The 24,944-nt window shown below is 60.2% G+C and carries 23 protein-coding genes, 1 tRNA gene and 1 pseudogene; 13 read left to right on the top strand and 12 right to left on the bottom strand.

The window, feature by feature from the left end:
* Positions 1–90, top strand: a pseudogene (locus ACR0JN_RS15635) (universal stress protein); the annotation flags it as partial.
* Between the two features lie 4 nt (positions 91–94).
* On the opposite strand, the gene ACR0JN_RS15630 reads toward ACR0JN_RS15635, so the two are convergent.
* The 3 genes from ACR0JN_RS15630 to ACR0JN_RS15620 are packed head-to-tail and all read right to left on the bottom strand — an operon-like array spanning position 95 to position 4,183.
* Positions 95–1,135 carry a lipocalin-like domain-containing protein gene (locus tag ACR0JN_RS15630; RefSeq protein WP_480819010.1) on the bottom strand — a complete coding sequence of 347 codons (1,041 nt, stop codon included), beginning with the start codon at positions 1,133–1,135 and terminating at the stop codon, positions 95–97.
* Positions 1,125–3,539, bottom strand: a complete 2,415-nt coding sequence (locus tag ACR0JN_RS15625; protein WP_480886916.1) for an FtsX-like permease family protein — start codon at positions 3,537–3,539, stop codon at positions 1,125–1,127. The genes ACR0JN_RS15630 and ACR0JN_RS15625 overlap by 11 nt, the downstream gene beginning before the upstream one ends.
* Positions 3,536–4,183, bottom strand: a complete 648-nt coding sequence (locus tag ACR0JN_RS15620) for an ABC transporter ATP-binding protein (protein WP_480886914.1) — start codon at positions 4,181–4,183, stop codon at positions 3,536–3,538. The genes ACR0JN_RS15625 and ACR0JN_RS15620 overlap by 4 nt, the downstream gene beginning before the upstream one ends.
* Positions 4,184–4,358: 175 nt before the next feature.
* On the opposite strand from ACR0JN_RS15620, the gene ACR0JN_RS15615 reads away from it, so the two are divergent.
* Positions 4,359–4,793 (top strand): ion channel, encoded by a 435-nt coding sequence (locus tag ACR0JN_RS15615; protein ID WP_480886912.1) that lies wholly within the window; start codon positions 4,359–4,361, stop codon positions 4,791–4,793.
* Here the strand turns inward: ACR0JN_RS15615 and cls are convergent.
* The 3 genes from cls to ACR0JN_RS15600 all read right to left on the bottom strand — a co-directional run bounded on the left by cls (position 4,790) and on the right by ACR0JN_RS15600 (position 8,887).
* Positions 4,790–6,202: a cardiolipin synthase gene (cls, locus tag ACR0JN_RS15610; RefSeq protein WP_480886910.1), complete on the bottom strand. Its 1,413-nt coding sequence runs from the start codon at positions 6,200–6,202 to the stop codon at positions 4,790–4,792. The two genes, ACR0JN_RS15615 and cls, sit on opposite strands and share 4 nt — an antisense overlap.
* A gap of 24 nt (positions 6,203–6,226) precedes the next feature.
* Complete coding sequence (locus ACR0JN_RS15605; RefSeq protein ID WP_480886909.1) at positions 6,227–7,201, bottom strand: HAD family hydrolase; 975 nt, start codon at positions 7,199–7,201, stop codon at positions 6,227–6,229.
* A gap of 75 nt (positions 7,202–7,276) precedes the next feature.
* Positions 7,277–8,887, bottom strand: a complete 1,611-nt coding sequence (locus ACR0JN_RS15600) for an arylsulfatase (protein ID WP_480886908.1) — start codon at positions 8,885–8,887, stop codon at positions 7,277–7,279.
* A 191-nt stretch (positions 8,888–9,078) separates the two neighbouring features.
* Here ACR0JN_RS15600 and ACR0JN_RS15595 point away from each other — a divergent pair, with 191 nt between their 5' ends.
* Positions 9,079–9,759: a Crp/Fnr family transcriptional regulator gene (locus ACR0JN_RS15595; protein ID WP_480886906.1), complete on the top strand. Its 681-nt coding sequence runs from the start codon at positions 9,079–9,081 to the stop codon at positions 9,757–9,759.
* 8 nt (positions 9,760–9,767) lie between these two features.
* On the opposite strand, the gene ACR0JN_RS15590 is transcribed toward ACR0JN_RS15595, so the two are convergent.
* Both ACR0JN_RS15590 and ACR0JN_RS15585 read right to left on the bottom strand, forming a co-directional pair.
* On the bottom strand, positions 9,768–10,874 hold the full coding sequence (locus tag ACR0JN_RS15590; protein WP_480886904.1) for an acetoin utilization protein AcuC: 1,107 nt from the start codon (positions 10,872–10,874) through the stop codon (positions 9,768–9,770).
* A gap of 3 nt (positions 10,875–10,877) precedes the next feature.
* Positions 10,878–11,963, bottom strand: coding sequence for an AI-2E family transporter (locus tag ACR0JN_RS15585; protein ID WP_480886902.1), 1,086 nt, complete (start codon positions 11,961–11,963; stop codon positions 10,878–10,880).
* A 158-nt stretch (positions 11,964–12,121) separates the two neighbouring features.
* Between ACR0JN_RS15585 and ACR0JN_RS15580 the strand changes: the two genes are divergently transcribed.
* The 3 genes from ACR0JN_RS15580 to ACR0JN_RS15570 all read left to right on the top strand — a co-directional run bounded on the left by ACR0JN_RS15580 (position 12,122) and on the right by ACR0JN_RS15570 (position 15,154).
* Positions 12,122–12,988, top strand: coding sequence for a YihY/virulence factor BrkB family protein (locus ACR0JN_RS15580; RefSeq protein ID WP_480886900.1), 867 nt, complete (start codon positions 12,122–12,124; stop codon positions 12,986–12,988).
* Positions 12,985–14,883 (top strand): cytochrome c3 family protein, encoded by a 1,899-nt coding sequence (locus tag ACR0JN_RS15575; protein WP_480886898.1) that lies wholly within the window; start codon positions 12,985–12,987, stop codon positions 14,881–14,883. The genes ACR0JN_RS15580 and ACR0JN_RS15575 overlap by 4 nt, the downstream gene beginning before the upstream one ends.
* 85 nt (positions 14,884–14,968) lie before the next feature.
* Positions 14,969–15,154: a hypothetical protein gene (locus ACR0JN_RS15570; RefSeq protein WP_480886897.1), complete on the top strand. Its 186-nt coding sequence runs from the start codon at positions 14,969–14,971 to the stop codon at positions 15,152–15,154.
* Here ACR0JN_RS15570 and ACR0JN_RS15565 read toward each other — a convergent pair.
* Genes ACR0JN_RS15565 through ACR0JN_RS15555 form a run of 3 tightly spaced genes read right to left on the bottom strand, consistent with a single transcriptional unit; the run spans position 15,151 to position 17,383 of the window.
* Positions 15,151–15,867 carry an RlmE family RNA methyltransferase gene (locus ACR0JN_RS15565; RefSeq protein WP_480818997.1) on the bottom strand — a complete coding sequence of 239 codons (717 nt, stop codon included), beginning with the start codon at positions 15,865–15,867 and terminating at the stop codon, positions 15,151–15,153. The two genes, ACR0JN_RS15570 and ACR0JN_RS15565, sit on opposite strands and share 4 nt — an antisense overlap.
* 52 nt (positions 15,868–15,919) lie before the next feature.
* A complete protein-coding gene (locus ACR0JN_RS15560; RefSeq protein WP_480886895.1) occupies positions 15,920–16,255 on the bottom strand; it encodes a hypothetical protein in 336 nt (111 codons plus the stop codon).
* Between the two features lie 15 nt (positions 16,256–16,270).
* A complete protein-coding gene (locus ACR0JN_RS15555; RefSeq protein WP_480818995.1) occupies positions 16,271–17,383 on the bottom strand; it encodes a Ppx/GppA phosphatase family protein in 1,113 nt (370 codons plus the stop codon).
* Between the two features lie 182 nt (positions 17,384–17,565).
* Between ACR0JN_RS15555 and ACR0JN_RS15550 the strand changes: the two genes are divergently transcribed.
* From ACR0JN_RS15550 to ACR0JN_RS15525, 6 genes are all read left to right on the top strand, one after another.
* The gene (locus tag ACR0JN_RS15550) at positions 17,566–19,452 is read left to right on the top strand and encodes a PhoX family protein (protein WP_480886893.1); all 1,887 of its coding nucleotides are present in this window, start codon (positions 17,566–17,568) and stop codon (positions 19,450–19,452) included.
* A 246-nt stretch (positions 19,453–19,698) separates the two neighbouring features.
* Positions 19,699–19,995 (top strand): virulence factor, encoded by a 297-nt coding sequence (locus ACR0JN_RS15545; RefSeq protein WP_480886891.1) that lies wholly within the window; start codon positions 19,699–19,701, stop codon positions 19,993–19,995.
* A gap of 26 nt (positions 19,996–20,021) precedes the next feature.
* Positions 20,022–20,948: a methylenetetrahydrofolate reductase gene (locus ACR0JN_RS15540; protein ID WP_480886888.1), complete on the top strand. Its 927-nt coding sequence runs from the start codon at positions 20,022–20,024 to the stop codon at positions 20,946–20,948.
* Positions 20,949–20,957: 9 nt separating this feature from the next.
* Positions 20,958–22,019 carry a methyltetrahydrofolate cobalamin methyltransferase gene (locus ACR0JN_RS15535; RefSeq protein ID WP_480886886.1) on the top strand — a complete coding sequence of 354 codons (1,062 nt, stop codon included), beginning with the start codon at positions 20,958–20,960 and terminating at the stop codon, positions 22,017–22,019.
* Positions 22,020–22,144: 125 nt separating this feature from the next.
* Entirely contained in the window at positions 22,145–22,972 is an 828-nt protein-coding gene (locus ACR0JN_RS15530) for a polyphosphate kinase 2 family protein (RefSeq protein ID WP_480886884.1), read from the top strand.
* A gap of 59 nt (positions 22,973–23,031) precedes the next feature.
* Positions 23,032–23,105: transfer RNA gene (locus ACR0JN_RS15525), tRNA-Gly, on the top strand.
* 13 nt (positions 23,106–23,118) lie between these two features.
* Here ACR0JN_RS15525 and ACR0JN_RS15520 read toward each other — a convergent pair.
* A complete protein-coding gene (locus ACR0JN_RS15520; RefSeq protein WP_480886880.1) occupies positions 23,119–24,198 on the bottom strand; it encodes an AbrB family transcriptional regulator in 1,080 nt (359 codons plus the stop codon).
* Between the two features lie 62 nt (positions 24,199–24,260).
* On the opposite strand from ACR0JN_RS15520, the gene ACR0JN_RS15515 reads away from it, so the two are divergent.
* Positions 24,261–24,938, top strand: coding sequence for a GntR family transcriptional regulator (locus tag ACR0JN_RS15515; protein WP_480886926.1), 678 nt, complete (start codon positions 24,261–24,263; stop codon positions 24,936–24,938).
* Positions 24,939–24,944 lie beyond the last annotated feature (6 nt).

The following is a 24,944-nucleotide window of genomic DNA, read 5'->3' as shown; positions in this document are numbered from 1 at the left end:
CATAAACCAGACCTCAAAGACTACCTACTAGGCCCAAACGCCGCCCGCGTGGTCAGACACTCCCAAGTGTCCGTCTATGTCGTCAGGTAGGAGCTCAGTACCCGGTCATCTCTAGATAGCCGCGCCCCTGATGTGAACCGGACACAGTAACCGGGCCTTCCCAATACTCGAAACGGGTCGCCATCCATGCGTCTGGCGTGAGGGCGGACACTTCGACATCCAGACTGCGATCCGGTAGAGAGACACGCCATTGCACCGGGATATCCCGCCCGGCGACGCGGGCGGTTTCAAGCGGCGTGAAACGCGCTGAGCCATCGGGCAGGGCGGCCGCACTGCCGTCAGCGCTGATCCATGTGGCCGCTGTGAAATCCCCCCGCCCGCCGCGAAGGCGAAAGGCCATCAGCTTGTCTCCACCCTCGAAACTCAGCGAGAACCAGTCCCAGCCACTTTGGTCCCCGGCCAAAGGCTGCGAGGACCATTCGCGGTCGAGCCAGCCATTGCCGGTGACGGTGACATCGCCTTGGGGCAGATGCAGGACACCTTCGACGGCGTAGGACGGTTGCGAATAGTAGTAACTGGCCTGACCATCGGCGGATTTCACCGAAAACCCGGCATCGCCGTGAAAGACCAGGGGGCCTTGGGCCTTTAGCGACAGGTCGTAACCAAAGTCCTCGCCGTTTGCGGTCAGAGTCAGGGTGTCGAAATCCGGACCCGCCATGCGCCATTCGTCGATCCAGGCCTCGAACGGGGTGGCGGTGACACCGGCCTGACCGATGCCGCCACGCGATAGGCGTTCGGCGAAATAGTGGGTTTCCGGCGTTGTCAGCGCCGCGTGTCCCATCCAGAGTTGTGGGCTTTGCCAGCCCTGCGTTTCCTCGGGCTTCAGAGCAGAGCGGAACAGGGTCCACTGAATGCCATAGTCGCGCCCGTCTTCGTCTTGCAAGTTTGCAGTCAGGTACCACCATTCGATCCGATAGGTCGGGTGTGGCCCGTGATCTGCAGGGAAGTCGAACTGATAGCCTCGTTGAGGGATGGCGAACCCTTCGGCCGAGCCTCCGAGATCGGCATATCCTTGCGCCCAGCCTGCGACCGGGAGCAGAAGCAACAATGCCGTTAGGATGGTTTTAACGTTCATTGGCAAACACTCTCAGCAAATCCGCTGGTGGGAGGCGCAGCAATCGCAACGCAGGCAGGGCGGCGGCGATCAGCGCGGCAAGAAGGGTCAGAAGGAACAGGTAGAGCCAGTCCCACGGGAAGACGTACATCGGCAAGCGCCAGCCAAAGGCCTGTACGTTGACAACCGCCAGCAGCACCCAGGCCAGCACCAATCCCAAGGGCAGGGCCAGACAGGCGGTTAGTGCGGCCAGCAACACACTGCGCAACAGTTCGAGCTGCGCCAGTTGCGCCCGGTTCAGCCCCAGCGCCCAGACCGGCGCGATCTGCGGTAGGCGTTGGGTCCACAATATCAGCAGGCTGGTGAGAATGGCAAAGCCCGCCACCCCAAGCGTCAGCACGTTCAGGGCCGAGGTGACGACAAAGGTCTTCTCGAAGATCGCCATCGATTGCGCCTTCATCGCCGCCTGCTGGATCACGGCCTGACGGGGCAGGGCGAAACGCTCCCTTAACGTCTGCGCCATCTCGGTTGCTTTGGCCGGGTCCATCCGAATACCGAAACGCCGGGCCTCGGTCCCGGGGACGATCCGGTCCAGTTGCGACATCGAGACGATGGCCTGCCCGGTGGGGTTTCCGTAATCGGAATAGACCCCGGTGATTGAAAGGGTATGGCCATTGCCAAGGGTTAGACTATCGCCGGGCCAAAGATCGGCGCGGCGGGCGAGTTGTTCGTTGATCAGAACGGCGCTGCCGGTCATGACCTGATCCCAGACGTCCGTAGACGATGCGATCAGGGGCCAGTGTTGACGGTAGACAGGGTCATCGACGACACCGTACAGAAACAGCGGGCCGGACTCGTGGGTCAGTTCCACGTTTCGGATTGGCAGGACCGCGTCGACTTGCGGGCGTAGCCACTCGGATATCTCGCGGCTTTGTTGCGCGTCCTCTGCGGTTACATACAGTTCTGCGGTCAGGCGCTGGTCCAGCCAGCCGACGAAGGTGAGGCGAAAGCTGGACACCATCGTTCCCACGCCGATATTGGCCGCAAGCGCCAGAAGCAGCGCCATGAGGGCCAGCGAAAGCCCCGGTAGCTGAGCCCGCATGTCAGCCCAGACCCATTGCGCAACCGGCCCTTTTGCGGTGCGCGCGCAAATGGACAGAGCAAAGGATAGGAAGACGGGTAAAAGCAGCGCCGCGCCGGTCAGAAGTCCGGCCAATAGGGCGAAACCGGCAAGTAGCCCTCCGACACTGACATATGCGATCACGCCACCCGTGATCAAAGCAAGGCCCGCGATCCCGGTTAGGCCCCGAGCGACCACATTGCCTTGCCAGGCCTGCAGGCCCGGCCCGGTTAGAAGCGGCATACGGGACAACCGCCAGAGGGCGTGCCCGCTGGCCAGCAGGGTACCCGCAACGGCCATGAAAAGACCAGCCGCCGCCCATCGCGGTTGCAGTGACAGCTCGCCATTTACGGGCGCGCCGTAGAGGCCACGCAGGGTGGCGGCGACATCGGGAAGCAGGGCTCCGGCAAGGAAGAAGCCGATGATCAGGCCCAGTATCCCGCCGATCAGCGCCAGCAGGGTCAGTTCCGCCAGGATCAACCAGACCAGCCGCCGCATCGAGACACCCAGCGCGCGCAGCGTTCGGATCATGCCGCGACGCTGGGCAAAGGCCAGACCGACGGTGCCGTTTACAATGAACAGTCCGACCGCGAAGGACAGCAGGCCAAAGGCCGTCAGGTTCAAGTGAAAACTATCGGTCAATTGCGCCGTATCCACCTGAGCGGTTGGGCTGATCCGCTCCAACTCGGGCGCGATCTGGGATAGAGGGGGCAGGGTACGGGGCTGGTCCGGCAGCAGCACCAGCCGAGATATTTCGCCCGGTCGGTTCAACAGCACTTCGGCAACGCCGATGTCGGTCAGGATGATATCGGACGGCAAGGCTGAGGTGGCCAGGATCGGTGGCAGGTCCTCCTGATCGCGTAGAAACGGCTCAAGGTCTGGGGACACCAAAAGACGACCCGGCGCGGTCAGTATGTCGGCTGGGCCGGGCGGGTTTGCGCTTTGCTCAGTCTCGGTGACGGCGGGCAAGGCGGGAAATGTCACAAGGTCCACGCCCATCAGGCGAAGGGTCCGCCCACCTACACGATACCGGCCCTCAAGCACGGCAGCGACCTGCCAGCCTGCGCGGCGCAGGTCGATGTATCGCGACAGGGGGATCGGGCTCGAGGGGTCGCGCAACTCGTCAAACTGGCCGAAGGCGAGCTGAGCGTTGGCCCGTGCGTAGCTGGCCCGCGCCTCGGCGTTGATGGCCTGAACTGCAGACCAAAGCCCGGTCGCCAGCGCGATTCCGATCAACAGGGTCGCCAGTTGTAGGCGATGCGCCCACCAATGCGACAGCAACGCCTGCACGACTGCAGCGGTCATTGAACATGCCCGCCTGACAGATGCACCCTGCGGTCAAGTCGCGCTGCGATATCCTGCGAATGCGTCACCAGCAGCAGCGCGGCCCCGGTATCGGCTACAAGCGACAGCATCAGGTCCAGAACATTGGCGCTGGCGGTTTCGTCCAGATTGCCGGTGGGCTCGTCGGCCAGCAGCAGTTTGGGGCGCGAGGCCATGGCGCGGCCGATCGCAACACGCTGCTGCTGGCCGCCCGAAAGGGTCTCGGGGTAGCGATCCAGCAAATCCGTCAGACCCAGCCTGTCGGCCAGCTGCGCGGCCCATTCGGGATCAGGACACCCGGCCAGACGCGCATGAAACGAGAGGTTCTGCGCGACTGTTAGCGATGGGATCAGGTTGAACTGCTGGAACACCAGCGAAACGCTGCGCCGCCGCAACGCCGCGCGGCCCGCATCGTCGAGCGCGGACAGGGGCGTTCCATCCAGCGTGATCTCGCCGCCGTCAAACCCATCCAGCGCGGCGGTCAGGTTCAGCAGGGTGCTTTTGCCGCTGCCGCTTTCCCCGGTCAGGGCCAGCGTCTGACCCTGATCCAGCGTCAGCGACACGTCGCGCAGAACGGGCCGCCCGCCGGGATAGGATTTCTGAACTCGGTCGATTGTCAACAGCATGGTCTGCCCCGTCTTGCCCTGCAAGATGTGCAACAAGTTGGCGGAGTGTCCAGTGCAGAGATGCGCCCGGTGCCATTCGCCGCAGATCGGTTTGGTGCGGATCGGACTTGTGCGCAAAGGCCCAAGCAGTCATTCTGCTTGGAACATCCCGTAACGTAATTCAGGACGTAAAAACATGACATTGCCAAATCAAATCTTCCTCGGCAGTGTCTTTCTGGGCCTGTGCTTTATTGTCGAGATCTTGCTGCTGACCTGGTGCACCGTCGTTATCCTGAAGATGGAGGCCAAAAAGACTGAACGCGGTATCTTTGTCGGCACCGCCGGCCCGATTGCCATCGCATTGGGGTTTATCGTGGTAACGCACACAATTCAGGTCTGGATATGGGCGATCGTCTGGGTGCTGCTTGAGGTTCTGCCGGATTGGAACACCGCGATCTACTTCTCGTTAGTGACTTTCACGACCCTTGGATACGGTGACATCGTTCTGGGTGAGGCGCTGCGCATCTTCGGATCTTTCGCGGCGGTTGCGGGGCTTTTGGCCTTTGGCCTGTCGACCGCGTATATGGTGGCGCTGATGACCCGCGTGTTTCAGGAAAACTTCTTTTCCTAGAGAATGGGCGCGAACAGACGGGCCAGAGGGGCCCCGAACCGGATATGCCTTGGCTGCTGGTCCAGCGAGCGCGTCAGTTCATAACTGGCTTCAAAATCCGTCAGCAGCATCTTTTCCACAGCCTGCGCAGCGCGAGCGTCGAAGAACAGGGCCATCGCCTCAAAGTTCAGACGGAACGACCGGTTGTCGAGGTTGGTGGTTCCGACCGCTGCCAAGGTGTCGTCTATGACAAAAGCCTTTTGATGCATGAAGCCATCGGTATAGCGAAACACTCGCGCGCCGCAGTCGCGGATTTCGTCGAAATAGGCAAAGGCGGCCAGCCAGGGCAGGCGGTGGTCGATCACCTCGGGCACGAGGATACGTACGTCCACGCCACGCATCGCTGCGTGCTGCAAGGCGGTCATGATGTCGATGTCGGGAACGAAATAGGGTGAGGCGATCCACACACGCTCCTTCGCCTCGGCAATGGCCGAAAAAAACATCATGGCACCGGTTTCGGTCTCATCCCCCGGGCCGGTCGCAACCAGCAGCGCGTTCATATCCTGCTCGGATTCGCTGCCGGCCCAGTCCAGATGGTCGATCAGGTCTTCGTCATGGGCCCAGTGCCAATCCTCGGTAAAGATCAGTTGCAATTGCCGCACGATATGGCCGGTCATTTTTAGATGGGTGTCGCGCCAGCGGCCAAAACGCGGGCTTTGCCCAAGGTATTCGACCCCAATATTGTGCCCGCCGATAAACCCGGTTTCGCCGTCAACGATCACAGTCTTGCGGTGGTTCCGGTAGTTGAGCTGAAACCGGAAGTTCGGCCCGCGCTGGTCCCGAGGATTGGCGACGTCGATCCCCGCGTTTTGCATCGTCTCCAGATATGCGTTCGGCAGGCCATAGCTACCGACCGCATCGGTCATGAACCTGACGTGAACGCCGCGTTTGGACGCCTCGATCAGCTTGTCCTGCATCTTTTTGCCCAGCGCATCGTCGCGCACGATGTAGAACTGGATCAGGATGTAGTTCGTCGCCCCCTCGATGGCTTCGAAAATGGCGTCGAACGTGGCTTGTCCATCGATCAGCAACTCGGCACCGTTCCCGCGTGAGACCGGCAGATGGGCCAAAAGCTCGAACGGGCGGGGATTGATCGACATGGTTGTCGGATCGGGCTTGGAGTAGTCGGCGAAAGTTTTGATCCCCTCGACAACCTGCTCGCTGTGCTGCCGGGCGATCCGATAGCCGCGAAACCGGTGGTGGCCCAGAAACAGGTACAGAGGCACCCCAAAGAACGGGGCAGAGATCAGGAAAACCACCCAACCCACCGCGCCCTGCGGTGTCCGCGCGGTTTGCGCCGCGCGGATCGAGAACACTACAGCAGTGACGTAGAGGGCAAATACGAAGGTGGAAACCAGTAATGTCCACATGAGGTTAGGCGACTCCGGCGGGGTTCAGTTCCCGCCAGTGTAGATACGAGACCAGTCCTGCGCCATATCCACAATGACCCAACCCATATCAGGCCCCTTGTCCAGCCCGTCGACCAGCTTGCCAATGGGACTTTCGCGATCATAGGCCCATTCACGCTCGGCATCCGTGTGATGGATCAGCACGCCCAAACGCGGGCCGTCCCCGGCTGTTGTCCACTCCATCATGGCAAAATCACCGTCCGAGTTTCCCCCGGCCAGAATCGGGCGTTTGCCAATGGTACGTTCGATGTTGATCGGCTTGCCTTCCTTGTCGTCGATGAACGCGATGCCGGGTGCTTTTACCACTGTGGGCACGCCATCGACTGTCTCATAGGTCGTTGTGCCATAGGTGCCGAGGATTTGCTCGGGCGGGATACCATAGGCATCCTCTGCAAAGACCCGTATGAAGTGCAGGCCACCGCCGGACACGATATAGGTCTTGAACCCTTCATCGCGCAGATAGCGCAACAGTTCGGCCATCGGCTGATAGGTCATCTGGTTGTAGGGCAGGTTGGTGTCATGATGGCGTGCTGTGTTCAGCCACTCGGCAACGGCCGCCTGAAAATCGTCGACGCTGATGTTTGAGTGCGAGGCGTTCACCACTTCAATCAACGCGTCATGCCCGCCCTGCAAGACCGTTGCCACGTCGCCTTGTGCTGCGGCTTTCAAAGCGGGGGTTGTCAGGATGGAGGGGTCCTGTTCCGCCAGGTCCGCCAACCGATCCATGGCGAAAATGAACTGGAAATAGACCGGCTGCTCGGCCCACAGCGTGCCGTCATTGTCGAAAACGGCGATCCGGTCGGCAGGGGTGACGTAATCAGCGTTGTCCGGGTTCGTCACAGTATCGACAAAGGCGATGATTTGCTCTTTTGACCCCGTGTCGGTCCAACTCGGCAACGGGTCCGCCAGCAAAGTCAGTGGTGCTGCTGAAACGAAGGCGGCAAGCATCAGGTGTTTCATGGAAATTCCCTTTACTCTCAATCTGAAAAGGGCCGCCGTTCAACTGGCGGCCCTTTGATTTCTCACGAGCCGAACTCAGTTATTTGTCGGCGTGTTCAGCTTTTCCATCACCTGTTCCAGATTAAAGCTGGCTGCTTTCTGGCGCGGTGGGAATTCCTGGAAGGTGGACAGGAACGTGCCGACATATTGCTGCGCAGGCACCAGGAAATAGGCGCGGTCCAACAACCAGTCGTAATAAGTGTTGGAGGTCCTGTAGGCCCGTTCATACGGGTCGCGGCGCAGGTTGATGATCAGCGGGATGCGCAGCTCGGTCCAGGGTTCGATCCAGGCACGCAGGGTGGCCCAGGCTTTCTGTTCCAGGAAGATCAGCTTCCAGTCGTCAAAGCGCAGCGCCGTCAGGTCGCCATCATCCGAGAAATAGAAGATCTCACGACGCGGGCTCTCAGTGGTTTCTCCGGTCAGCAGCGGCAGTATGTTGTAGCCATCCAGATGAACTTTATAGTCGCGGCCCATGCCTTCTGAACTGTAGCCGGCCTTCAGCTTTTCCTTGATGTCCGGGTCGCCGGCAACGGCCAGATAGGTGGGCAGCCAGTCCATGTGATGCACGATCTCGTTGGTGACCGAGCCCGCCTCGATCTGACCGGGCCAGCGGACCATGGACGGAACGCGCCAACCGCCTTCCCAGTTGGTGTTCTTTTCACCCCAGAACGGAGTCGCCGCCGCATCCGGCCAGGTGTTCATATGCGGGCCGTTATCGGTGGAGTAGTGCACGATCGTGTTGTCGGCGATGCCCAACTCATCCAGCAGGTCCAGCAACTGGCCCACATGCATGTCGTGCTCGATCATGCCTGCGGTGTACTCGTCGGCGATACGCCCGGCGATCTCATTGGCCTGTTCGCGCATCTCATCCTTCACATGCGTGCGGAAATGCATGCGCGTGCCGTTCCACCAGACATAGAAGGGCTGACCCTGCTCATGCGCGCGCGTGATGAAGTCGATGGCCGCAGCGACCGTTTCGTCGTCAACGGTTTCCATGCGTTTCTTGGTCAGCGGGCCGGTGTCTTCGATTTCACCACCGGCGCTGGATTTGATCACACCGCGGGGACCGTACGCGTCGCGGAAGGTGCGCCCGTCGGGTAAAATGGCATCGCCCGGATAATCTTCGTTTTCCGGTTCCTCTTCTGCATTCAGGTGGTAGAGGTTTCCAAAAAACTCATCAAACCCGTGGTTTGTCGGTAGATGTTCATCTTTGTCGCCAAGGTGGTTCTTGCCAAACTGACCGGTGACATAGCCGTGGTCTTTCAACAGCGCCGGGATTGTCGGGTCCTCGACTTGCATACCCAGATCAGCCCCGGGCAGGCCGACTTTGGACAGGCCGGTTCTGAACACCGATTGCCCCATGATGTAAGACGACCGACCGGCGGTGCAGGATTGCTCACCGTAGTAGTCGGTGAAAATCATGCCCTCTTTCGCGACGCGGTCGATGTTCGGGGTCTGATATCCCATCAACCCCATCGTGTAAGCCGAGATATTGGATTGCCCGATATCGTCGCCCCAGATCACCAGGATGTTCGGCTTCTGATCCTGAGCCCAGGCGGGCAGGGCCAGCACAACGGCGGCGGATGCCACGGCGAACCGACGCAAGGTGCCGCGCCAGTGGTCTGCAATCGAACGGGGTGGTGACATGGTTTTCTCCTGATCTGAGAGAGGGGTCGGAGGACCCGAAGACTTAAAGAAAATAGCGGCCGCTTAGATAAACACTGAAACGGCCGGAAAGCGATTCAGCCCAAGTGTTTGTTTCCGGGGGCTGGAATACATTCACCTTAGGCTATGTTAGATATGTAAAACCCATCAAATGATGATATTGGAAAGTACTAATGTTAGATAAATCCAATAATTTGAAACTCTTGCAGGCGGGCGGCTGGTTCAGCCAGCGGCCCAAGGCATTTCAGCAGGACCTGCTAGACTGCGGAATTTCCAAGAGTTTTGCGGCGCGTGAGGCGATTTATCATCACGGGGACCCCGCAAACGGAATTTACGCGGTTCTGCGAGGCGGTGTGCAGATCAAGGCCCCGGCGGATGACGGTCAAGAGTTTGTGCTGCACCGCGAAGGGGCCGGGTTCTGGATCGGCGATCTGGCCCTATTCGCTGGCGCTCTGAGGCTGATAAGTGTTGTGGCTACGCAGGATACTCTGGCCCTGTTTTTCCCGAATTCGCGCATCAACAAGCTTGTTCAGCAGAGCCCCGACTATATCCGGGACTTTTACGCGCTGACCCATGAAAACATGGAGACCGCGCTGCGCATTCTGGCGAATCTGGCTGTAACCGGGACCGAGAAAAGGCTGGTGCTGCGCCTGCTGCATCTGGACGAATGCAGGCCGAAATCGGAAGGGTGGATCATTATCCCGCAAGAGGAGTTGGCCCAGATGATTGCCGTTTCGCAACCCACCTTGCATCGCAACCTGCACCGGCTTGCGGATATGGACCTGATCGAGCTTGGTTATGGCCGGATTCGTCTGAAAGACAGACGTGCCCTGATCGCCAGTTGCCAGACCTGATCGTTGCTTTACAAACGCTCCGCAAGAGTTTGTAAATCCGCCCGGATTTGATCTCGAACCTCCCCGTGGTTCGGAGCATCCCGCAGGGTTTCATGCCAATGCCGGGGCGGCTGTTTTCCGGCGGCGCGGTTCCATGTCAGATCGCGCAGAACGGATTGAGCCTCGGGGTTCAGAACGTCGGGAATGTCGAACCCGTTGAGGGTTGCCCAGACCCCGCTCCACAGCCTTGCGACGGACCACGGGTTGTACCCTCCGCCCCCCAGGACGAGAAAGCGCGGGGCCATATCGCGCAGGCTGGCGACGGTCTTCCAGTGCGCGTTGTTCGAAAGTGTCAGGCGCGACAGAGGGTCCTCGGCCACCGCATCCGCGCCGCATTGCAGGACGATGGCCTGCGGGTTGAAACCCTCGGTCGCGGGCAGGATCAACTGGTCGAGGATGGCGTGGAACTCATCGTCATTCAGGTTGCGTTCGACCGGCAGGTTGAAGGCCGCGCCGTCGGCATCATCCTCAAGCGTTCCGGAAAAGGGCCATCTGCGCGTCTCGTGGACCGAGACCACCCGAACCTTCGTCGAACCGCGAAAGGCGACCTCGACGCCGTCGCAGTGATGGGCATCAATGTCCACATAGACGATGCGGTCGAGCCCGCCATTCAATAGGGTCCGGATCGCCAGAACCGGGTCGTTGAGATAGCAAAACCCGCTGGCCCGGTCCGCCAGACCGTGATGCGTGCCGCCCGCCGGGTTGTAGACGATACCGCCGTCCCGGATCAGTTCAGCGGCCAACATGGAGCCTCCGGCGGCGGTGGCGGGGCGTCGGTACATCTCAGTAAACACAGGGTTGGACAGGGTGCCCAGCCCGTATCTTTGGCGGGTTTCGTCGGACACCGCCTGATCCCCCTCGGCCTGTTGCAAGGCGGCGATGTAGTCGGGCGTGTGAAAGGCGGTCAGCGCTTCGGGCTTTGCACGAGGGCTGACGCGGTAGTTCGAAGAGGTCAGCCATCCCTGCGCGCGGCAGAGGTCGATGACAGTCGACACCCGGGGAATGGCAAGGGGATGTTTCGATCCATAGGTCGAATGGCGATAGATTTCCGATCCGATGAACAGCAGGTCCTGCATCGGTCAGTCGGCTGGTTTTGGACGGCTATCGTCCCCCAACCGACCATCCAGAGACATCAGGATCGCAATCGGACGCAGCGCCGGAATGTGGCTGAACACGATCAGGATGCAGACGGTCAAAGGCACGCTCAGAAACGCGCCGATCATGCCCCAGATCGTGGTCCAGAACATCAGCGCCAGGATCACCAGAAACGTGGACATGTTCAGCGACCGGCCCAGTAGCGCCGGGTCCACGAAATTGCCGATCACGAACTGGATCGTGCCGCAGCCCAGTACGATGATCAGAAACGGACCAACGCTCTCGAACTGCACCAGCGCGATCATGGCCGGAAAGATCACCGCGATGATCGACCCGATCGAGGGGATGAAGTTCAGCGCAAAGGTCAGAACCCCCCATGTCTCGGCATATTCCAGCCCCAGCGTGCGGAATACGGCGTAGCTGATCCCGGCAGTGACAAGGCTGATAAAGGTCTTCACGCCCACATAGCGCTGCAGGCTGAACGAAATCGCGTCCAGCATGGATGCGAACTCGGCCCCTGTCTTGGGGCTGCCGGCGGCGAGTTGGATCTTTTTGCGAAAGGCCAGACGCTCGGCCATCAGGAACGCGACGTAGAGGCTGATCAGGAAGAAATGGTTCAGCAGGGAGGTCGCGCTGCCCAGCAGAATCCGTGCGACGTAGGACATGTCGATGCTGACCAGATTGTCCCGGATGAACTTGGTGACGTCATTGCCGATCAGTCCGGCCACGCGGTCAACGGCACCGTCGAACTGGTTCTCATAGATATTGATGCCCCGCGCGAACTGCGTGGCCTGACTGCCAAGGATGTACATGATCATGAACAGACCGGCCAAAACGACGGTGACGCCTGCGATATTGGCCAGCCAGACGGGCGCTCGCGTTAGGGCGATCACCCGGTCGCTGAGCGCGATGATCAGCACATTGATCAACAACGCCATCGTCAACGGGATCAGAAAGGCGGACCCGGCATAAAGCCCCAGCACGACCAGCGTGGCAACAATGCAGGTATCGCGCACAACCGGCAGCTTGAGCCTTGGCTGATCCGCTATGTCGTGTTGATCGGACGTCATCCCAAGCCCTGTGTTGCCAATGAACTGCCCCGTGACGGGTCAACCTGCAACGATCCTGCACAGGCCAGCGGGTTTATGCAATGCGGTCAGGTATTTGTGGGCGGGTTTTTCATCCAAAACGGGTTATCTGTTTCCGGCGGGCGCGGTAGGCTTTGGGTATGACCTTACCCGCGAATCCCCCGATTGGCCGTTTTGTCAAAGCGTTCTGGCTGGCCTTTCGCCGGTTCAACGCCAAAAACGGCTTTGTCATGAGCAGCCATGTCGCCATGTCGATGATGATGGCGCTGTTTCCCTTTGTGCTGTTCACCGTGGCGCTGGCAGGTTCGCTGTCGCAGGGATACGTGACCGACGAGTTGATCGAGTTGATCTTTGGCGCATGGCCCAAGGACGTTGCCACCCCCATCGTCTCTGAACTGCGCGCGGTGCTCAGCGAGTCCGGCTCGGGCGTGATCACCTTGGGCGGTTTGCTTGCGGTCTATTTTGCCTCGAACGGGGTCGCCGCCGTACGCGCGGCGATGAATCAGGCCTATCATGATTACGATAGCTGGCCATTCTGGAAAACGCGCCTGCTGTGCATCGGGTTGGTCATTCTGGGCGGCGCGGGCATTTTGTTGATCGCCGCGGTCGAGGTTGTGCTGCCGGTCTATACGCAGTTGGTGACCCGGCATACCGATGTGGATGTTTCGGACTGGTTGTCGGTCGATCGCCTGCGCTGGACCTTCACGGTGGCTGTCCCCATCGGGACGATATTTCTGGCGCATCTCATTCTGCCAACTCGTCGCCACAAGCTGACGCAAATCCTGCCGGGCGTTCTGCTGACCCTGGCCCTGTTGGGGGCCGGAGGGTGGGGGTTTTCCGTCTACATCGCGCAATTCGCCACCTATAGCGCCACTTATGCCGGGCTGGCAGGGGCGATGGCGGCGCTGATTTTCTTATATCTCTGCGCGGCGATCCTGATCCTTGGGGCCGAGTATAACGGGGCTTTGATGGATCTTCTCAACCAGTCCGAGGCGTATGATCCATGAGAGCACTTGCCCTTGCGATGTGGCTGGTGCCTGCCGCGGCCCTGGCGCAGGCGCCAAGCTATGTGGGCTCGGATCAATGCGCTGACTGCCATCAGGATGAAGCCGAGGCTTGGGCCTCATCGCACCACGCGCTGGCCTGGACCGAAGTTAGCGAAGGGTCGGTTTTGGCCGACTTCGACGGCACCGGGTTTGACCATGACGGAATGTCCGTCAATTTCCGAATGCAGGATGGGGACTATCAGGCAGAGGTTACGGAAAAGAACGGCGTGACGACCGAGTACACGGTGCACTCGGTTGTCGGGGTGGAGCCTCTGCAGCAGTATTTGTTTGAAACCGAACCCGGTCGGTTGCAGAGCTTTGACGTTGTCTGGGATACTGAGGCGCGACAATGGTTTCATTTGTACCCGGATCAGGACCTTCCACCGGATGACGGTTTGCACTGGACCGGCCCTTACAAGAACTGGAACGCTCGCTGCGCCGAGTGTCATGCCACAGGGTTCCAGAAGAATTACGACGCCGACACGCGGACCTATCGCTCGCGGCAGGCTGAGATCGGGGTTGGATGCGAGGCCTGTCACGGTCCCGGCTCGGGGCATGTTGATTGGGTTGAGGGCGAGAAGCTGCCCGAAGGCGTAGACGAGTATGGGTTCACAATGAACTGGGGCAGGGGGCAGACCGAGGCCGAAATCCAGCAATGTGCAGGGTGTCATTCACGCCGCGAGGCGCATGAGGACGGAAACCCGCTGCCCGGAACGCCGTATCACGATAGCTACAACCTCGCCCTGCTGCGGCCCGGTCTGTACCACCCGGACGGGCAGATTTTGGATGAGGTGTATGTCTACGGCTCGTTCCTGCAGTCCAAGATGTATGGCAATGGGGTCGGCTGCATGGATTGTCATGAGCCGCACAGTGCCACATTGAAAGCGGACGGAAACGGAGTGTGTACGCAATGCCATTCCACTGCGGGTAATCCGGGCTTTTCGTCTTTGTCGCTCAAGGACTACGACACCCCTGCCCATCATCATCACGCGGATGGCAGCGAGGGCGCGCAATGCAAAAGCTGCCATATGATCGAACGGGTTTACATGGGCGTGGACGGTCGGCGCGATCACAGCTTCCGGGTGCCACGCCCCGATCTGGGTCTGGGCGAAGACGCCTGCACCGATTGCCATCAGGGCGAAACGCAGGACTGGGCCGCCCAGCAGATCGAGGCTTGGTTTCCAGTCTCAAACCATCGGGGTCCGCATTACGGGTCTGTTTTTGCCCCCGCGATGACGGGCCAGTTGGACAGCCCCGAGGGTCTTATGGCAATCGCAACCGACCCCTCGCAGCCCGGTATCGTCCGCGCAACGGCGGCCTACCTGTTGCAGCCCTTCGGGTCGCCCGAACTCGCCGCAGCGACCGTCCCGTTGTTAGGCGAAGACGATCCCCTGATCCGCGCAAACGCCGCCCCGTTGCAGCGGCAAGCCAGCCTGTCGGATCAGGTGCAACGGCTTGAGCCCTTGCTGTCCGACCCGGTGCGCAATGTGCGGATCGCGGCTGCGAAAGAGTTTTTGAACATTCCAACGCAGGCCCTCACATCGGAACAACAGGCTCTGGCGGGCCAAAGCATGGCTGAGTGGCAAGGGGCGATCTCGAACCGGCTCGATTTCCCCGAAACGCATCTGGTTCTGGGCGGGATGGCGCTGACCTTCCGCAATGCGCCCGCGGCCGAGCAGGCGTTCCGCGAAGTGGTTACGCTCGACCCGCAAAGGGCTGAGGCGTGGCCGATGCTGGTGCAACTGGCGCAGATCAATCGCGGCCCCGACGCGGCGCGCGCGGTTGTGCGGGAAGGGCTAGAGCGGCTGCCGGGCGACCCAACGCTTCAGCAGCTTTCAACGCAGCTTGGCCCCTGAACGGGCAAGCAAGCGCCCGTTTTGGGCCATCTTACCGGCAGATTTCGACGTTAACCTTTCACCCAATGCTGCTGAAAGGTGATCCATGTCGGACCCATCAAAGACCCAAAAAGCGCCGGTCTCGCTTGATCAACGCATCGCGGAACTGCGCGCGCGCAAGCCGGTTGATCTGAACCATGGCGAGGCTTTGCTGCTGCAAGGAATGGCCACCGCGTCCTTGCGGGAACAGCGACTGGTCGGGGATCAGATCGCGTTGGACGGTCAAGCCTAGCCGCGAAAACCGGTAGCTACGACGAATTTCTCGGAACTGTCCGACCGGGACGAGGGTGGTTTGACATTTGCCACCTTCTCGAACTTCTGTTTCAGCAACTTTTGAAGATCGCCCTCGGCCCCTCCAGCCAGAACTTTGGCGACAAACGTGCCGCCTTCCTCAAGCACGTCGAACGAGAAATACGCCGCTGTTTCGCACAAGGACATGATGCGCAAATGATCCGTTTGCTTGTGCCCGGATGAGGCCGCCGCCATGTCGGACATCACCACATCCGCCTTGCCACCCAGCCACTCTTTCACCTTGTCGTCGGCGTCGTCTTCCATGAAATCCAACTGGTGAATTTCGGCCCCGGCGATCGGTTCGACCTCTTGCAGGTCAATGCCCAAAACCGTACCGATCCGCTTGCCGGACTTCTCGCCCAGCGCATTGACCCGTTTCACGGCGACCTGACACCAGCCACCCGGCGCGCAGCCCAGATCCACCACGCGGGCCCCCGGCACGAGGAAGCGGTACTTTTCGTCGAGTTCCAGGATCTTGAACGCCGCGCGCCCGCGATAGCCTTCGGCTTGCGCGCGTTTGACATAAGGGTCATTCAACTGCCGCTGCAACCAACGGGTCGAACTGAGCTTGCGCCCGCGGGCGGTTTTCACCTTGACCTTCAGGTCGCGCTGCCCGCGCCCCGAGGTGTTTTTGCCAGTCGGTGTTTTGGCCATAGAGGTGGTCTCCTGAAGACTGCGAGGCCTTTACCGGCTCGTTCAAAAGGTATCAAGCCAATGCTGTTGGCATGTCCTTCAATAACAAATCAGGCCACGGAGAAGAAACACCAAAGGCCAGCCAGCCCAGACCGTTCATCGCCGAAGCAAGAATGGTACTCCGATCAGCGGCGGGCCGGGAGAAGCTGTGCAGAAATTCCAGTGCCTCCTGCGCCTGCGCACCGGGAACGGCGATGGCAATCCCACCAATACCCAACGTGTAGTGTGGCACGGTGTTGGCGATATGAAACCCGGGGCAGAATACGTCGAACTCCGCCGCTTCCAGCGCACAAATTGTGGTTGCGGCGGTCGAGGTTCGGTACGCGACGGCTATGGTTGACAGCGGCATTCCGGGTGGGGTCCCTCAGAACGGTCCGTCTTCCAACACTCCGTCCGCACTCATCTGCGCATAAAGCAGACCCTCGCGCAGCCCTCGGTCCGCCACTGAAAGGCGGTCGGTGGGCCAGCAGCGCAGCAATGCCTGCAAAATGGCCGAGCCGGACATGATCAGCGCCTGCCGGTCATCCCCGATCCGAGGGTCCCGGCGCCGCCCATGGGGCCCGAGTTCCAGATACCCGCGTATAACCTTGTCTATCTGATCGCTGGTCATGCGCAAACCGTCGACCTTGGTCCGGTCATAGCGCTTCAATCCCAGATGAGATGCGGCTACCGTTGTCACCGTGCCGCTGGTGCCGACGATCTGAAACCCCTCGCGGGCCTGTTCGTCCTTGTAGGGGGCGAAATCGGCCAGGTTTTCTTCGAAAAACCAGCTCATTAGCGCAAACCGGGCGGCGTCGTCTTCGACATCGTGGAACTGATCGCGCAGCGTTGCCACGCCCAAGGGCACGCTAATCCAATCCACAACCTTGGCCGCAGGAAAGGGGCTGTCGGCGGTGTGAAACCCGGCATGCAGCCGCATGATCGCAGCGGGGCGGTCGCGGCGCGGGACAGATGAAATGTCAATCCAGACCAGTTCGGTCGAGCCGCCGCCAATGTCCACAACCAGCAACTGCTCGGTCTTAGTCGACACTAGAGGCGCGCAGGAGATTACCGCCAAACGCGCTTCTTCTTCGGGCTGGATGATCTCAAGCGTCAGGCCGGTTTCGCGTTTCACCTGCCGGATGAAATCGCGCGAGTTCTTGGCGCGACGGCACGCCTCGGTCGCGATCAGACGCATTCGCCTGACCTTGTTGCGTTTCAACTTTTGCTGACAGATGCGCAGCGCCTGGACGGTGCGCGACATGGACGCCCGCGACAGCCGTCCGGTCCGCTCCAGCCCAGCACCCAACTGCACGGACTTGGAGAAACTATCTACCACATGGAACCCGCTGCCCTTGGGCTGGGCGATCAACATGCGGCAGCTATTTGTCCCCAGATCCAGCGCCGCATACAACGCATCTGGATCGGGTCTTTCCGGCGCGGGGCTTTCGACCGCCTTCGGGAACGCGCCCGCACCTTTGGGACGCTTGGGCGCCATTCGTAACGCCCTCCGATTTTTCGAGTTAGTCTGACCCTAGGCGGCGCGTCGCCAACGTGCAAGTGAATTCAAAATTGAAATTAACGCGTCTGTCACATAGCGTTCATACTCAGATGCGAAGGGCATCTGCGGAACCCTGTATGGGATTCTCCACGAGCTTACAGCCAGATACGGAGTCTGACATGAAAGACGATTGCACCCTTTCCTTTGATGAATTCGACGAAGCGGTAAACCCCCGGCCCGAAGAATGCGAATTTGATCGCGTGGTGGAACGCGCCCTGTCGCGTCGCGGGTTCATGGGCGGTGTTCTGGCAATGGGCAGTTTTGCTGCGGTTGGCGGCTCGCTTGTGCCCACCGGCGCGCGCGCGGCAGCAGACCGGTTCTCGTTCGAGGCTATCCCGGTTTCGACAGCTGATGAGGTTATCGTACCGCCGGGCTACAAGGCCGAGGTGATGGTGCGCTGGGGCGACCCGCTGTGGTCCGACGCGCCCGAGTTCGACCCCGCGACCCGTGGTACTGCTGCCAGCCAGGAACGGGCCTTTGGTGACAACACCGACGGTCAGGATGTGTTCTTCCATGACGGTCACGTTCTGCTGGTCGTGAACAACGAATACACCAACCGCGATATTCTATGGGGCAACAACCCCGACGCCAAAGCCGCGTCCGACGATGACGTTGCCAAGGGCATGATGGCGCATGGCGTGACCGTAGTCGAAATCGCCAATACCGATGGCAAATGGGGCATCGTCAAGGACAGTCCGTATAACCGCCGCATCACGCCGCAGACAGATATGGCCCTGACCGGTCCGGCTGCGGGCCACGACTTGATGAAAACGGCTGCGGACCCGTCGGGCACCACATCCAAGGGGACCTGGAATAACTGCGGCAATGGCATGACCCCATGGGGCACCTATCTGGCCTGTGAAGAGAACTTCAACGGCTACTTCTCAGCCGAGGATGAAAACCACGAAGTCAGCCCGGAACTGAAACGCTATGGCGTATCCTCCAAGGATTGGGGCTACGGCTGGGCCAAGATCGACGACCGCTTCGACGTCTCGAAAAACCCCAACGAGCCGAACCGGGCCGGTTATGTCGTAGAAATCGACCCATCTGATCCGACCTCGGCCCCGCGCAAGCTGACGGCTCTGGGCCGGTTCAAGCACGAGAACGCGGATACGGTGGTGAACAACGATGGTCGCGTCGTAGTCTATATGGGCGATGATGAGCGGGGCGAGTTCCTGTATCGTTTCGTATCGGACGGCGTCTATGCCGCCGGTGTGGATACCAACGCGTTGCTGGAAAACGGTACGCTTTCGGTTGCCAAGTTCAATGAGGACGGCAGCGGTGAATGGCTGGCGCTGACTCCCGAGACTACGGGTATGCCCTCGCAGGCCGATATCAGCATCCATACCCGTCAGGCGGCCTCGGCAGTTGGCGCGACGACAATGGACCGTCCAGAATGGGTGGCCTCGAACCCCAACGCGCCGGAGGTCTATTGCTGCCTTACCAACAACAAGAACCGTGGCGTGAAGCCTAATGCCGGGGGTGATGACACCTCGGCCAACGGCCCGAACCCGCGCAACGAAAACCACTATGGCCAGATCGTGCGCTGGCGTCCCGAAGGGGGTGATCACACCGCGTCGGGCTTTGGTTGGGACCTCTATGTTCTGGCGGGCAACCCTAACGTTCACAACGACGCCTATGGCGGGTCCGACAACGTGAACGCCGACAACATGTTCAACTCGCCCGATGGCCTGAAGTTTGACACCAACGGCCTGTTGTGGATCCAGACCGATGGCAACTATGGCAACGAAGGCGACTTTGTTGGTCAGGGTAACAACCAGATGCTGGCAGGTGACCCGGTCACCGGTGAAATCCGCCGCTTCCTGGTTGGCCCGAATGAGTGTGAGGTCACCGGCCTGAGCTGGTCGCCGGATCGTCGCACCATGTTCGTGGGCATCCAGCACCCCGGCGAAAAAGGCAACAGCCATTGGCCAGAAGGCGGCGACTCGGTGCCGCGTTCCGCGATTATCGCCATCACGCGCGAGGATGGCGGCCTGGTCGGTTAAGGCCGGTATCAGCCAAGAAACGCCCCGGACGGTCGCCGCCGTCCGGGGTTTTTCGTTGTTATGCAGGGCGTTCATACAAACGTTGAAAAATTTGATATGCGCGTTTTCGGCGGGATTGGCTAGAAACCCGGTACGCAATCGTGGACCAAAAGGTCGCTGGAAAAGCGTCGGGTGTCGAAATTCGACCGACCCAAACCCATATTGCCGTTTAGAACCGGCCCATCTGGTTAGGAGGAATCAAAGGCGATGCCTGACGTCACCATCGTATACTGGCGCGACATTCCCGCCCAAGTCATCGTCGGCAAAGGCCGCCGTGGTGCCAAGCGGCAGTTGGAGGAGCGGTTCGAGCGAGCCATCGACCGGGCTGCCATGAAGGTGAACGCCAAGGACAGCGATGCCTACCTTGCCGAATGGCGCAAAGCTGAACCTTTCGCAGTCGAAGGCGACCCGTCCGAGATTGCCGAGGCCGAGGCCGTGCGTCTGGAAACGGAATACGATCAGGACCTCATCAAGGCGCTGATCGCAAACGACGGTTGGGCATGAGCCCGAAATCTTTATGGGAGGCCGCGATGGCTTTGCTGAACTTCAAGAAACGTGATGTGGTCGAAAACGGCCCCGTGAATCCGACCGTCGAAGCCTTTTTGCAGGGCTATTCGATCGAGGTGATGCCACGCACCGCCGAAAAGGTCGAAGACTTCCGCGCGCTGCTGCCCGAGGGCACCCGCGTCTACATCGCCCATATCGAAGGCACGCCTATCGAGGATATGGTCAAGACCGCCAAGCGCTTGGCTGACGAAGGCTATCCGGTCATGCCGCATTTCCCGGCGCGCATCATTAAGGACGCCGCGACGCTGGAGAACTGGATTTCCATGTATCAGGGCGAGGCGGGCGTTGAACAGGCGCTGCTGCTGGCTGGTGGTGTCGAGAAGCCGCATGGGGATTTCCACAGCTCGATGCAGTTGCTGGAGACCGGTTTGTTCGACAAGGCAGGCTTCAAGCGTCTGCACGTTGCGGGCCACCCCGAGGGCAACAAGGATATCGACCCGGACGGCTCGACCAAAAATGTTGACGACGCGCTGCGCTGGAAGCAGAAATTCTCGGAAACCACCGACGCCGAAATGGCGCTGGCCACTCAGTTCGCCTTTGACGCCAAGCCGATCATCGCCTGGGCTGACAGTCTTAAAGAGGCGGGCATCGACCTGCCGATCCACATTGGCATCGCCGGTCCGGCCAAGCTGCAGACGCTGATCAAATTCGCGATTGCTTGCGGCGTTGGCCCCTCGCTGAAGATTCTGCAAAAGCGCGCGATGGATGTCTCCAAGCTGTTGCTGCCCTACGAGCCCACGGATGTTCTGACCGAACTGGCCGAGCACAAGGCGGCCAACCCGGACTTCAACATCACCAATGTGCACTTCTTCCCGCTGGGTGGGATCAAGACCAACGCCAACTGGGCGATCAATAACGGCGGCGCTTCGGCAAAGCCTGCAAACTCCTAAGGAACGGACATGACCCGTACAGTCGTCGAATCAAAAACAAAAACAGCCGTTCTGGGCTTTGACGAACCGTTCTGCGTGATCGGTGAGCGGATCAACCCCACCGGCCGCAAGAAGCTGGCGGCCGAACTTGAGGCGGGCGATTTCTCGACCGTCGAAAAAGACGCGCTGGCGCAGGTTGCAGCGGGTGCCACCGTTCTGGATATCAATGCGGGCGTCGTCTACAACTCGAACCCCAACCCGAACGAGACCGAGCCGCCGCTGATGACCAAGATCGTCGAGCTGGTGCAAGGTCTGGTCGATGTGCCGCTGTGCATCGACTCGTCGGTTCCGGGCGCGCTGGAAGCGGGTCTTGAGGCGGCTGAGGGGCGTCCGCTGCTGAACTCGGTCACTGGTGAAGAAGATCGTCTGGAACTGGTTCTGCCGCTGGTCAAGAAATACAACGTTCCCGTTGTTGCGATTTCGAACGACGATACCGGCATCTCGGAAGACCCCAATGTTCGCTTCGACGTGGCCAAAAAGATCGTCGAGCGCGCCGCCGATTTCGGCATCCCGGCCCATGACATCGTGGTTGATCCGCTGGTTATGCCCATCGGTGCGATGGCAACAGCTGGCCAGCAGGTGTTCGCCTTGGTCCGCCGCTTGCGCGAAGAGCTTGGCGTGAACACCACTTGCGGCGCGTCGAACGTCTCGTTCGGCTTGCCCAACCGTCACGGCATCAACAACGCCTTCCTGCCGATGGCGATGGGTGCTGGCATGACCTCGGCGATCATGAACCCGGTGGCTCTGCCAGTTGGTCCAAAGAAACTGGCAGAGAAGAAGGCCGAGGTTGAGGCCAAGGGCATCGTCCTGCCTGCGGATATGGATGACGAAACCTTCTGCCAACTGTTCGGTCTGGGCTCGACCCTGCCGCGAGCGGGCAAGGAAATGGAGGCCATCCGCGCTGCCAACTTGCTGACCAACAATGACCCGCACGGGAGCGAGTGGATTCGGTTCAACAAACCGCCCGCCGAGGCCGGTGCCGAATCCGAAGGTCGCGGTCGGCGCGGGGGTGGACGCCGCCGCCGGGCTTAGTCCACGCCGCATACAGCGCAAAGGCCGGGCATGTGCCCGGCCTTTTTCGTTTGACCCTGATCAAAGTCTTGTCTGCGAAACCCGGCACAATAAGTTGACCCCGGTTGCAAGGATCAGGAGAGGTCATGGCCAAGCACATTCCCCCGAAACTGTCCGACGCGGACCTGACCAAGCGATTGAAAAAGGACGAGTATTTCGAACAGCTTGTGGACTTGCAGGCCAAGCTGTCCATCATCCAGCAGGCGTTCCTGTTCCATGGCCTGAAAGGCGTGCTCGTGTTTGAGGGCTGGGATGCGGCGGGCAAAGGGGGGACCATTCGGCGGATCAGTCAGGCCCTGGACCCGCGCAGTTTCAAGGTTTGGCCTATCGGAGCGCCCCGAAACTACTACCTCAATCGTCACTATCTGTTGCGGTTCTGGGAACGTTTGCCCCCGGCTGGCGCGATCTCGGCCTTTGATCGCAGTTGGTATGGCCGCGTATTGGTCGAGCGGATCGAGAAATTCACACCGGAAGAACGCTGGCGCGCCGGATACCGTGAAATCAACGATTTCGAACGCATGCTGGTCGATGACGGGACGCGGATCGTGAAGCTGTTCTTTCACATCTCGCCCGAGGAACAGATGCAGCGTTTCACCGAGCGGCTGAAAAACCCTCTCAAACGCTGGAAACTCACCTACGAAGATTTCCGCAACCGCGAGAAATGGGACGAGACGACGGTGGCCGTTGACGAGATGCTGGCCCGGACCTCAACCGAGATTGCGCCCTGGCATGTGGTCCCTGCGAACAACAAGAAATACGCGAGAATCAACGCGATGAATGCGATTGTTAAAGCGTTCTCAAAGGATGTGGACCTGAGCCCTCAGCATCTGGACCGGCAAACTTTGGAAGCTGCGGGTGAGGCTTTGGACATTGACCAATCCCTGATCGATAGCCTGCGTGCGCGGACCGAGTGACGATTTTCGACGATCCCGCTTGATCCCGGATCGGAACCGGTGCTATCCAGTCCCGCGCGGCGGGTATGATGTAATGGTAGCCTGTCAGCTTCCCAAGCTGAACGCGCGGGTTCGATTCCCGCTACCCGCTCCAAAGTCCTGCGATATCAGCTCTTTGACCCAAACCATCGGGCCAACAGGTTCGCCGCTATGGGTGCGCCAATGATGACCAGCACGATGCGCGTCAGGTGGTGGGTGACTACAAAGCCCAGATCGGCCCCGGTTACGATGGCCAATACCGTCATCTCGGCCTGTCCACCCGGTGCATAGGCAAGGAACGCGTCGAGCGGGCGTCCAAGTCCCAGCATTGTGACAACGGCGGTGAAGCTAGCCGCAAGAATGGCGAGAAGGCCGACATAGGCCACGCCCGCCGCCACAACACGCCTGAGTTCACGCAAGGTGACGCCAACGAACTGCACGCCGATGGCGCAACCGATGAAGAATTGCGCAACCAGAATAGCCTCACGCGGGGGGCGGGTGTGAATGAAATCCCCCAGCGACAGCGCGACGGTCAGGATCATGGGGCCGAGGATCGACGCGCCGAACAGGCCAATCCGTTCTCCGCCCTTCCAGCCGATCACGGCTGCGAGGACCATCAGTATTAACTCGTGAATGGGAAGCTGGCTTGCTGGCTTGCCGATGGGGTTCGTCAGTTCCGCGTCGTAAAACACCATCAGGAATATCGGGGCGAGGGTCACGATGATAAGGACGCGGGTGCCGTGGATCAGGGACAGTGTGCGGGGGTTGGCTCCGGCCTCGGTGCCGAAAATGATCATGTCCTGCAGCCCGCCGGGCATGGCCGCGTAAAAGGCCGTGATGTTGTCGTATCCCCAAACCTTGCGAAAGAAAGGGACCCCGACCAGCGCGATCAACAGGATGAACAGAGGCACCAGCATGATCGAAGCGGCCATTTTGGGAAGTTCCACAAACAGGCTGGGGGTGATGGATGCGCCGACGGCGACGCCCAAAATGGTGCGGGCGGCGATGGAGATCTGGCCGAAGCCTTTCAAAGGTGCCTGCGCCAGCGCGGCGATCAGGCAGGCGGACATCGGTCCGAACAGGAAAGGCAGGGGCAGGCCGAGAAGCCAAAATGCAGCCGTTCCTACGGTCGCGACGGCAAAGGTCAGGCCCCGTTGCTGAAGAAGAGAAAGTTCTGCGCGTTGTGTCGGCAAGATGGTTGTTCCCATCGCGTTGACTTCAAAAGTATCCGAATGTATCCAAAAGAACGCAATAAGGACTCATGCAAGAAATGACAAGTCAGGAAGACGCGATTCAACCGGGGCCGCAGGGCAATTCCACCTATCGGCAGTTGCTAGAGGAAATTCGCGACGGTTCGCTTGCGCCGGGTGACCGGCTGCGGGAAATCGAGTTGTCGGATCGGCTGGGTGTCAGCCGGACGCCGGTACGCGAGGCTATTCGGCAGTTGGAAGCAGATGGGCTGGTGTCGCATATCCCAAGGCTCGGCGCGACGGTGCGCAGCCTTGATTATGCCGAGGTTATGGAACTGTACGAAATGCGCGCAGTGCTTGAAGGCACGGCAGCCCGGCTCGCGACGCGCGCGGCGTCGGATGTTGAGTTGGACGAGCTTGAGGTGCTGAACAGCCAGTTGGCTGACGCGGGCACCGGGCCCGAGGCGGTCCGCCTGAACAGGATTTTCCATGCGACTCTGCTGGATGCGGCCAAGAACCGTTTTTTGACGAAATCCATGTTATCGTTACAGAAAGCACTGCTGATTTTGGGTCCGTCCCAGTTGTTGGATACGGACCGCGCGGGTGAGGCCGTTGCAGAGCACACCCGTATCATGGATGCATTGAAAGCCCGCGATGGCGCCGCTGCCGAGACAGAAATGCGGGCCCATGTCCGGGCCGCGCAGCGTATGCGTATCCGGTCATTGCAGGATCGGGATCGGGCAGGCGATCCGGGCTGACGGGGA

The organism is Ruegeria sp. G12 (assembly GCF_056533565.1).
Note: the sequence above shows the minus strand (reverse complement) of the source record. Positions and strands in the feature narration are given on the sequence as shown.

Coding starts and splice junctions, on each gene's coding strand:
- ACR0JN_RS15630 (WP_480819010.1), bottom strand. CDS start 1,135: ATGAACGTTAAAACCATCCTAACGGCATTGTTGCTTCTGCTCCCGGTC.
- ACR0JN_RS15625 (WP_480886916.1), bottom strand. CDS start 3,539: ATGACCGCTGCAGTCGTGCAGGCGTTGCTGTCGCATTGGTGGGCGCAT.
- ACR0JN_RS15620 (WP_480886914.1), bottom strand. CDS start 4,183: ATGCTGTTGACAATCGACCGAGTTCAGAAATCCTATCCCGGCGGGCGG.
- ACR0JN_RS15615 (WP_480886912.1), top strand. CDS start 4,359: ATGACATTGCCAAATCAAATCTTCCTCGGCAGTGTCTTTCTGGGCCTG.
- cls (WP_480886910.1), bottom strand. CDS start 6,202: ATGTGGACATTACTGGTTTCCACCTTCGTATTTGCCCTCTACGTCACT.
- ACR0JN_RS15605 (WP_480886909.1), bottom strand. CDS start 7,201: ATGAAACACCTGATGCTTGCCGCCTTCGTTTCAGCAGCACCACTGACT.
- ACR0JN_RS15600 (WP_480886908.1), bottom strand. CDS start 8,887: ATGTCACCACCCCGTTCGATTGCAGACCACTGGCGCGGCACCTTGCGT.
- ACR0JN_RS15595 (WP_480886906.1), top strand. CDS start 9,079: ATGTTAGATAAATCCAATAATTTGAAACTCTTGCAGGCGGGCGGCTGG.
- ACR0JN_RS15590 (WP_480886904.1), bottom strand. CDS start 10,874: ATGCAGGACCTGCTGTTCATCGGATCGGAAATCTATCGCCATTCGACC.
- ACR0JN_RS15585 (WP_480886902.1), bottom strand. CDS start 11,963: ATGACGTCCGATCAACACGACATAGCGGATCAGCCAAGGCTCAAGCTG.
- ACR0JN_RS15580 (WP_480886900.1), top strand. CDS start 12,122: ATGACCTTACCCGCGAATCCCCCGATTGGCCGTTTTGTCAAAGCGTTC.
- ACR0JN_RS15575 (WP_480886898.1), top strand. CDS start 12,985: ATGAGAGCACTTGCCCTTGCGATGTGGCTGGTGCCTGCCGCGGCCCTG.
- ACR0JN_RS15570 (WP_480886897.1), top strand. CDS start 14,969: ATGTCGGACCCATCAAAGACCCAAAAAGCGCCGGTCTCGCTTGATCAA.
- ACR0JN_RS15565 (WP_480818997.1), bottom strand. CDS start 15,867: ATGGCCAAAACACCGACTGGCAAAAACACCTCGGGGCGCGGGCAGCGC.
- ACR0JN_RS15560 (WP_480886895.1), bottom strand. CDS start 16,255: ATGCCGCTGTCAACCATAGCCGTCGCGTACCGAACCTCGACCGCCGCA.
- ACR0JN_RS15555 (WP_480818995.1), bottom strand. CDS start 17,383: ATGGCGCCCAAGCGTCCCAAAGGTGCGGGCGCGTTCCCGAAGGCGGTC.
- ACR0JN_RS15550 (WP_480886893.1), top strand. CDS start 17,566: ATGAAAGACGATTGCACCCTTTCCTTTGATGAATTCGACGAAGCGGTA.
- ACR0JN_RS15545 (WP_480886891.1), top strand. CDS start 19,699: ATGCCTGACGTCACCATCGTATACTGGCGCGACATTCCCGCCCAAGTC.
- ACR0JN_RS15540 (WP_480886888.1), top strand. CDS start 20,022: ATGGCTTTGCTGAACTTCAAGAAACGTGATGTGGTCGAAAACGGCCCC.
- ACR0JN_RS15535 (WP_480886886.1), top strand. CDS start 20,958: ATGACCCGTACAGTCGTCGAATCAAAAACAAAAACAGCCGTTCTGGGC.
- ACR0JN_RS15530 (WP_480886884.1), top strand. CDS start 22,145: ATGGCCAAGCACATTCCCCCGAAACTGTCCGACGCGGACCTGACCAAG.
- ACR0JN_RS15520 (WP_480886880.1), bottom strand. CDS start 24,198: ATGGGAACAACCATCTTGCCGACACAACGCGCAGAACTTTCTCTTCTT.
- ACR0JN_RS15515 (WP_480886926.1), top strand. CDS start 24,261: ATGACAAGTCAGGAAGACGCGATTCAACCGGGGCCGCAGGGCAATTCC.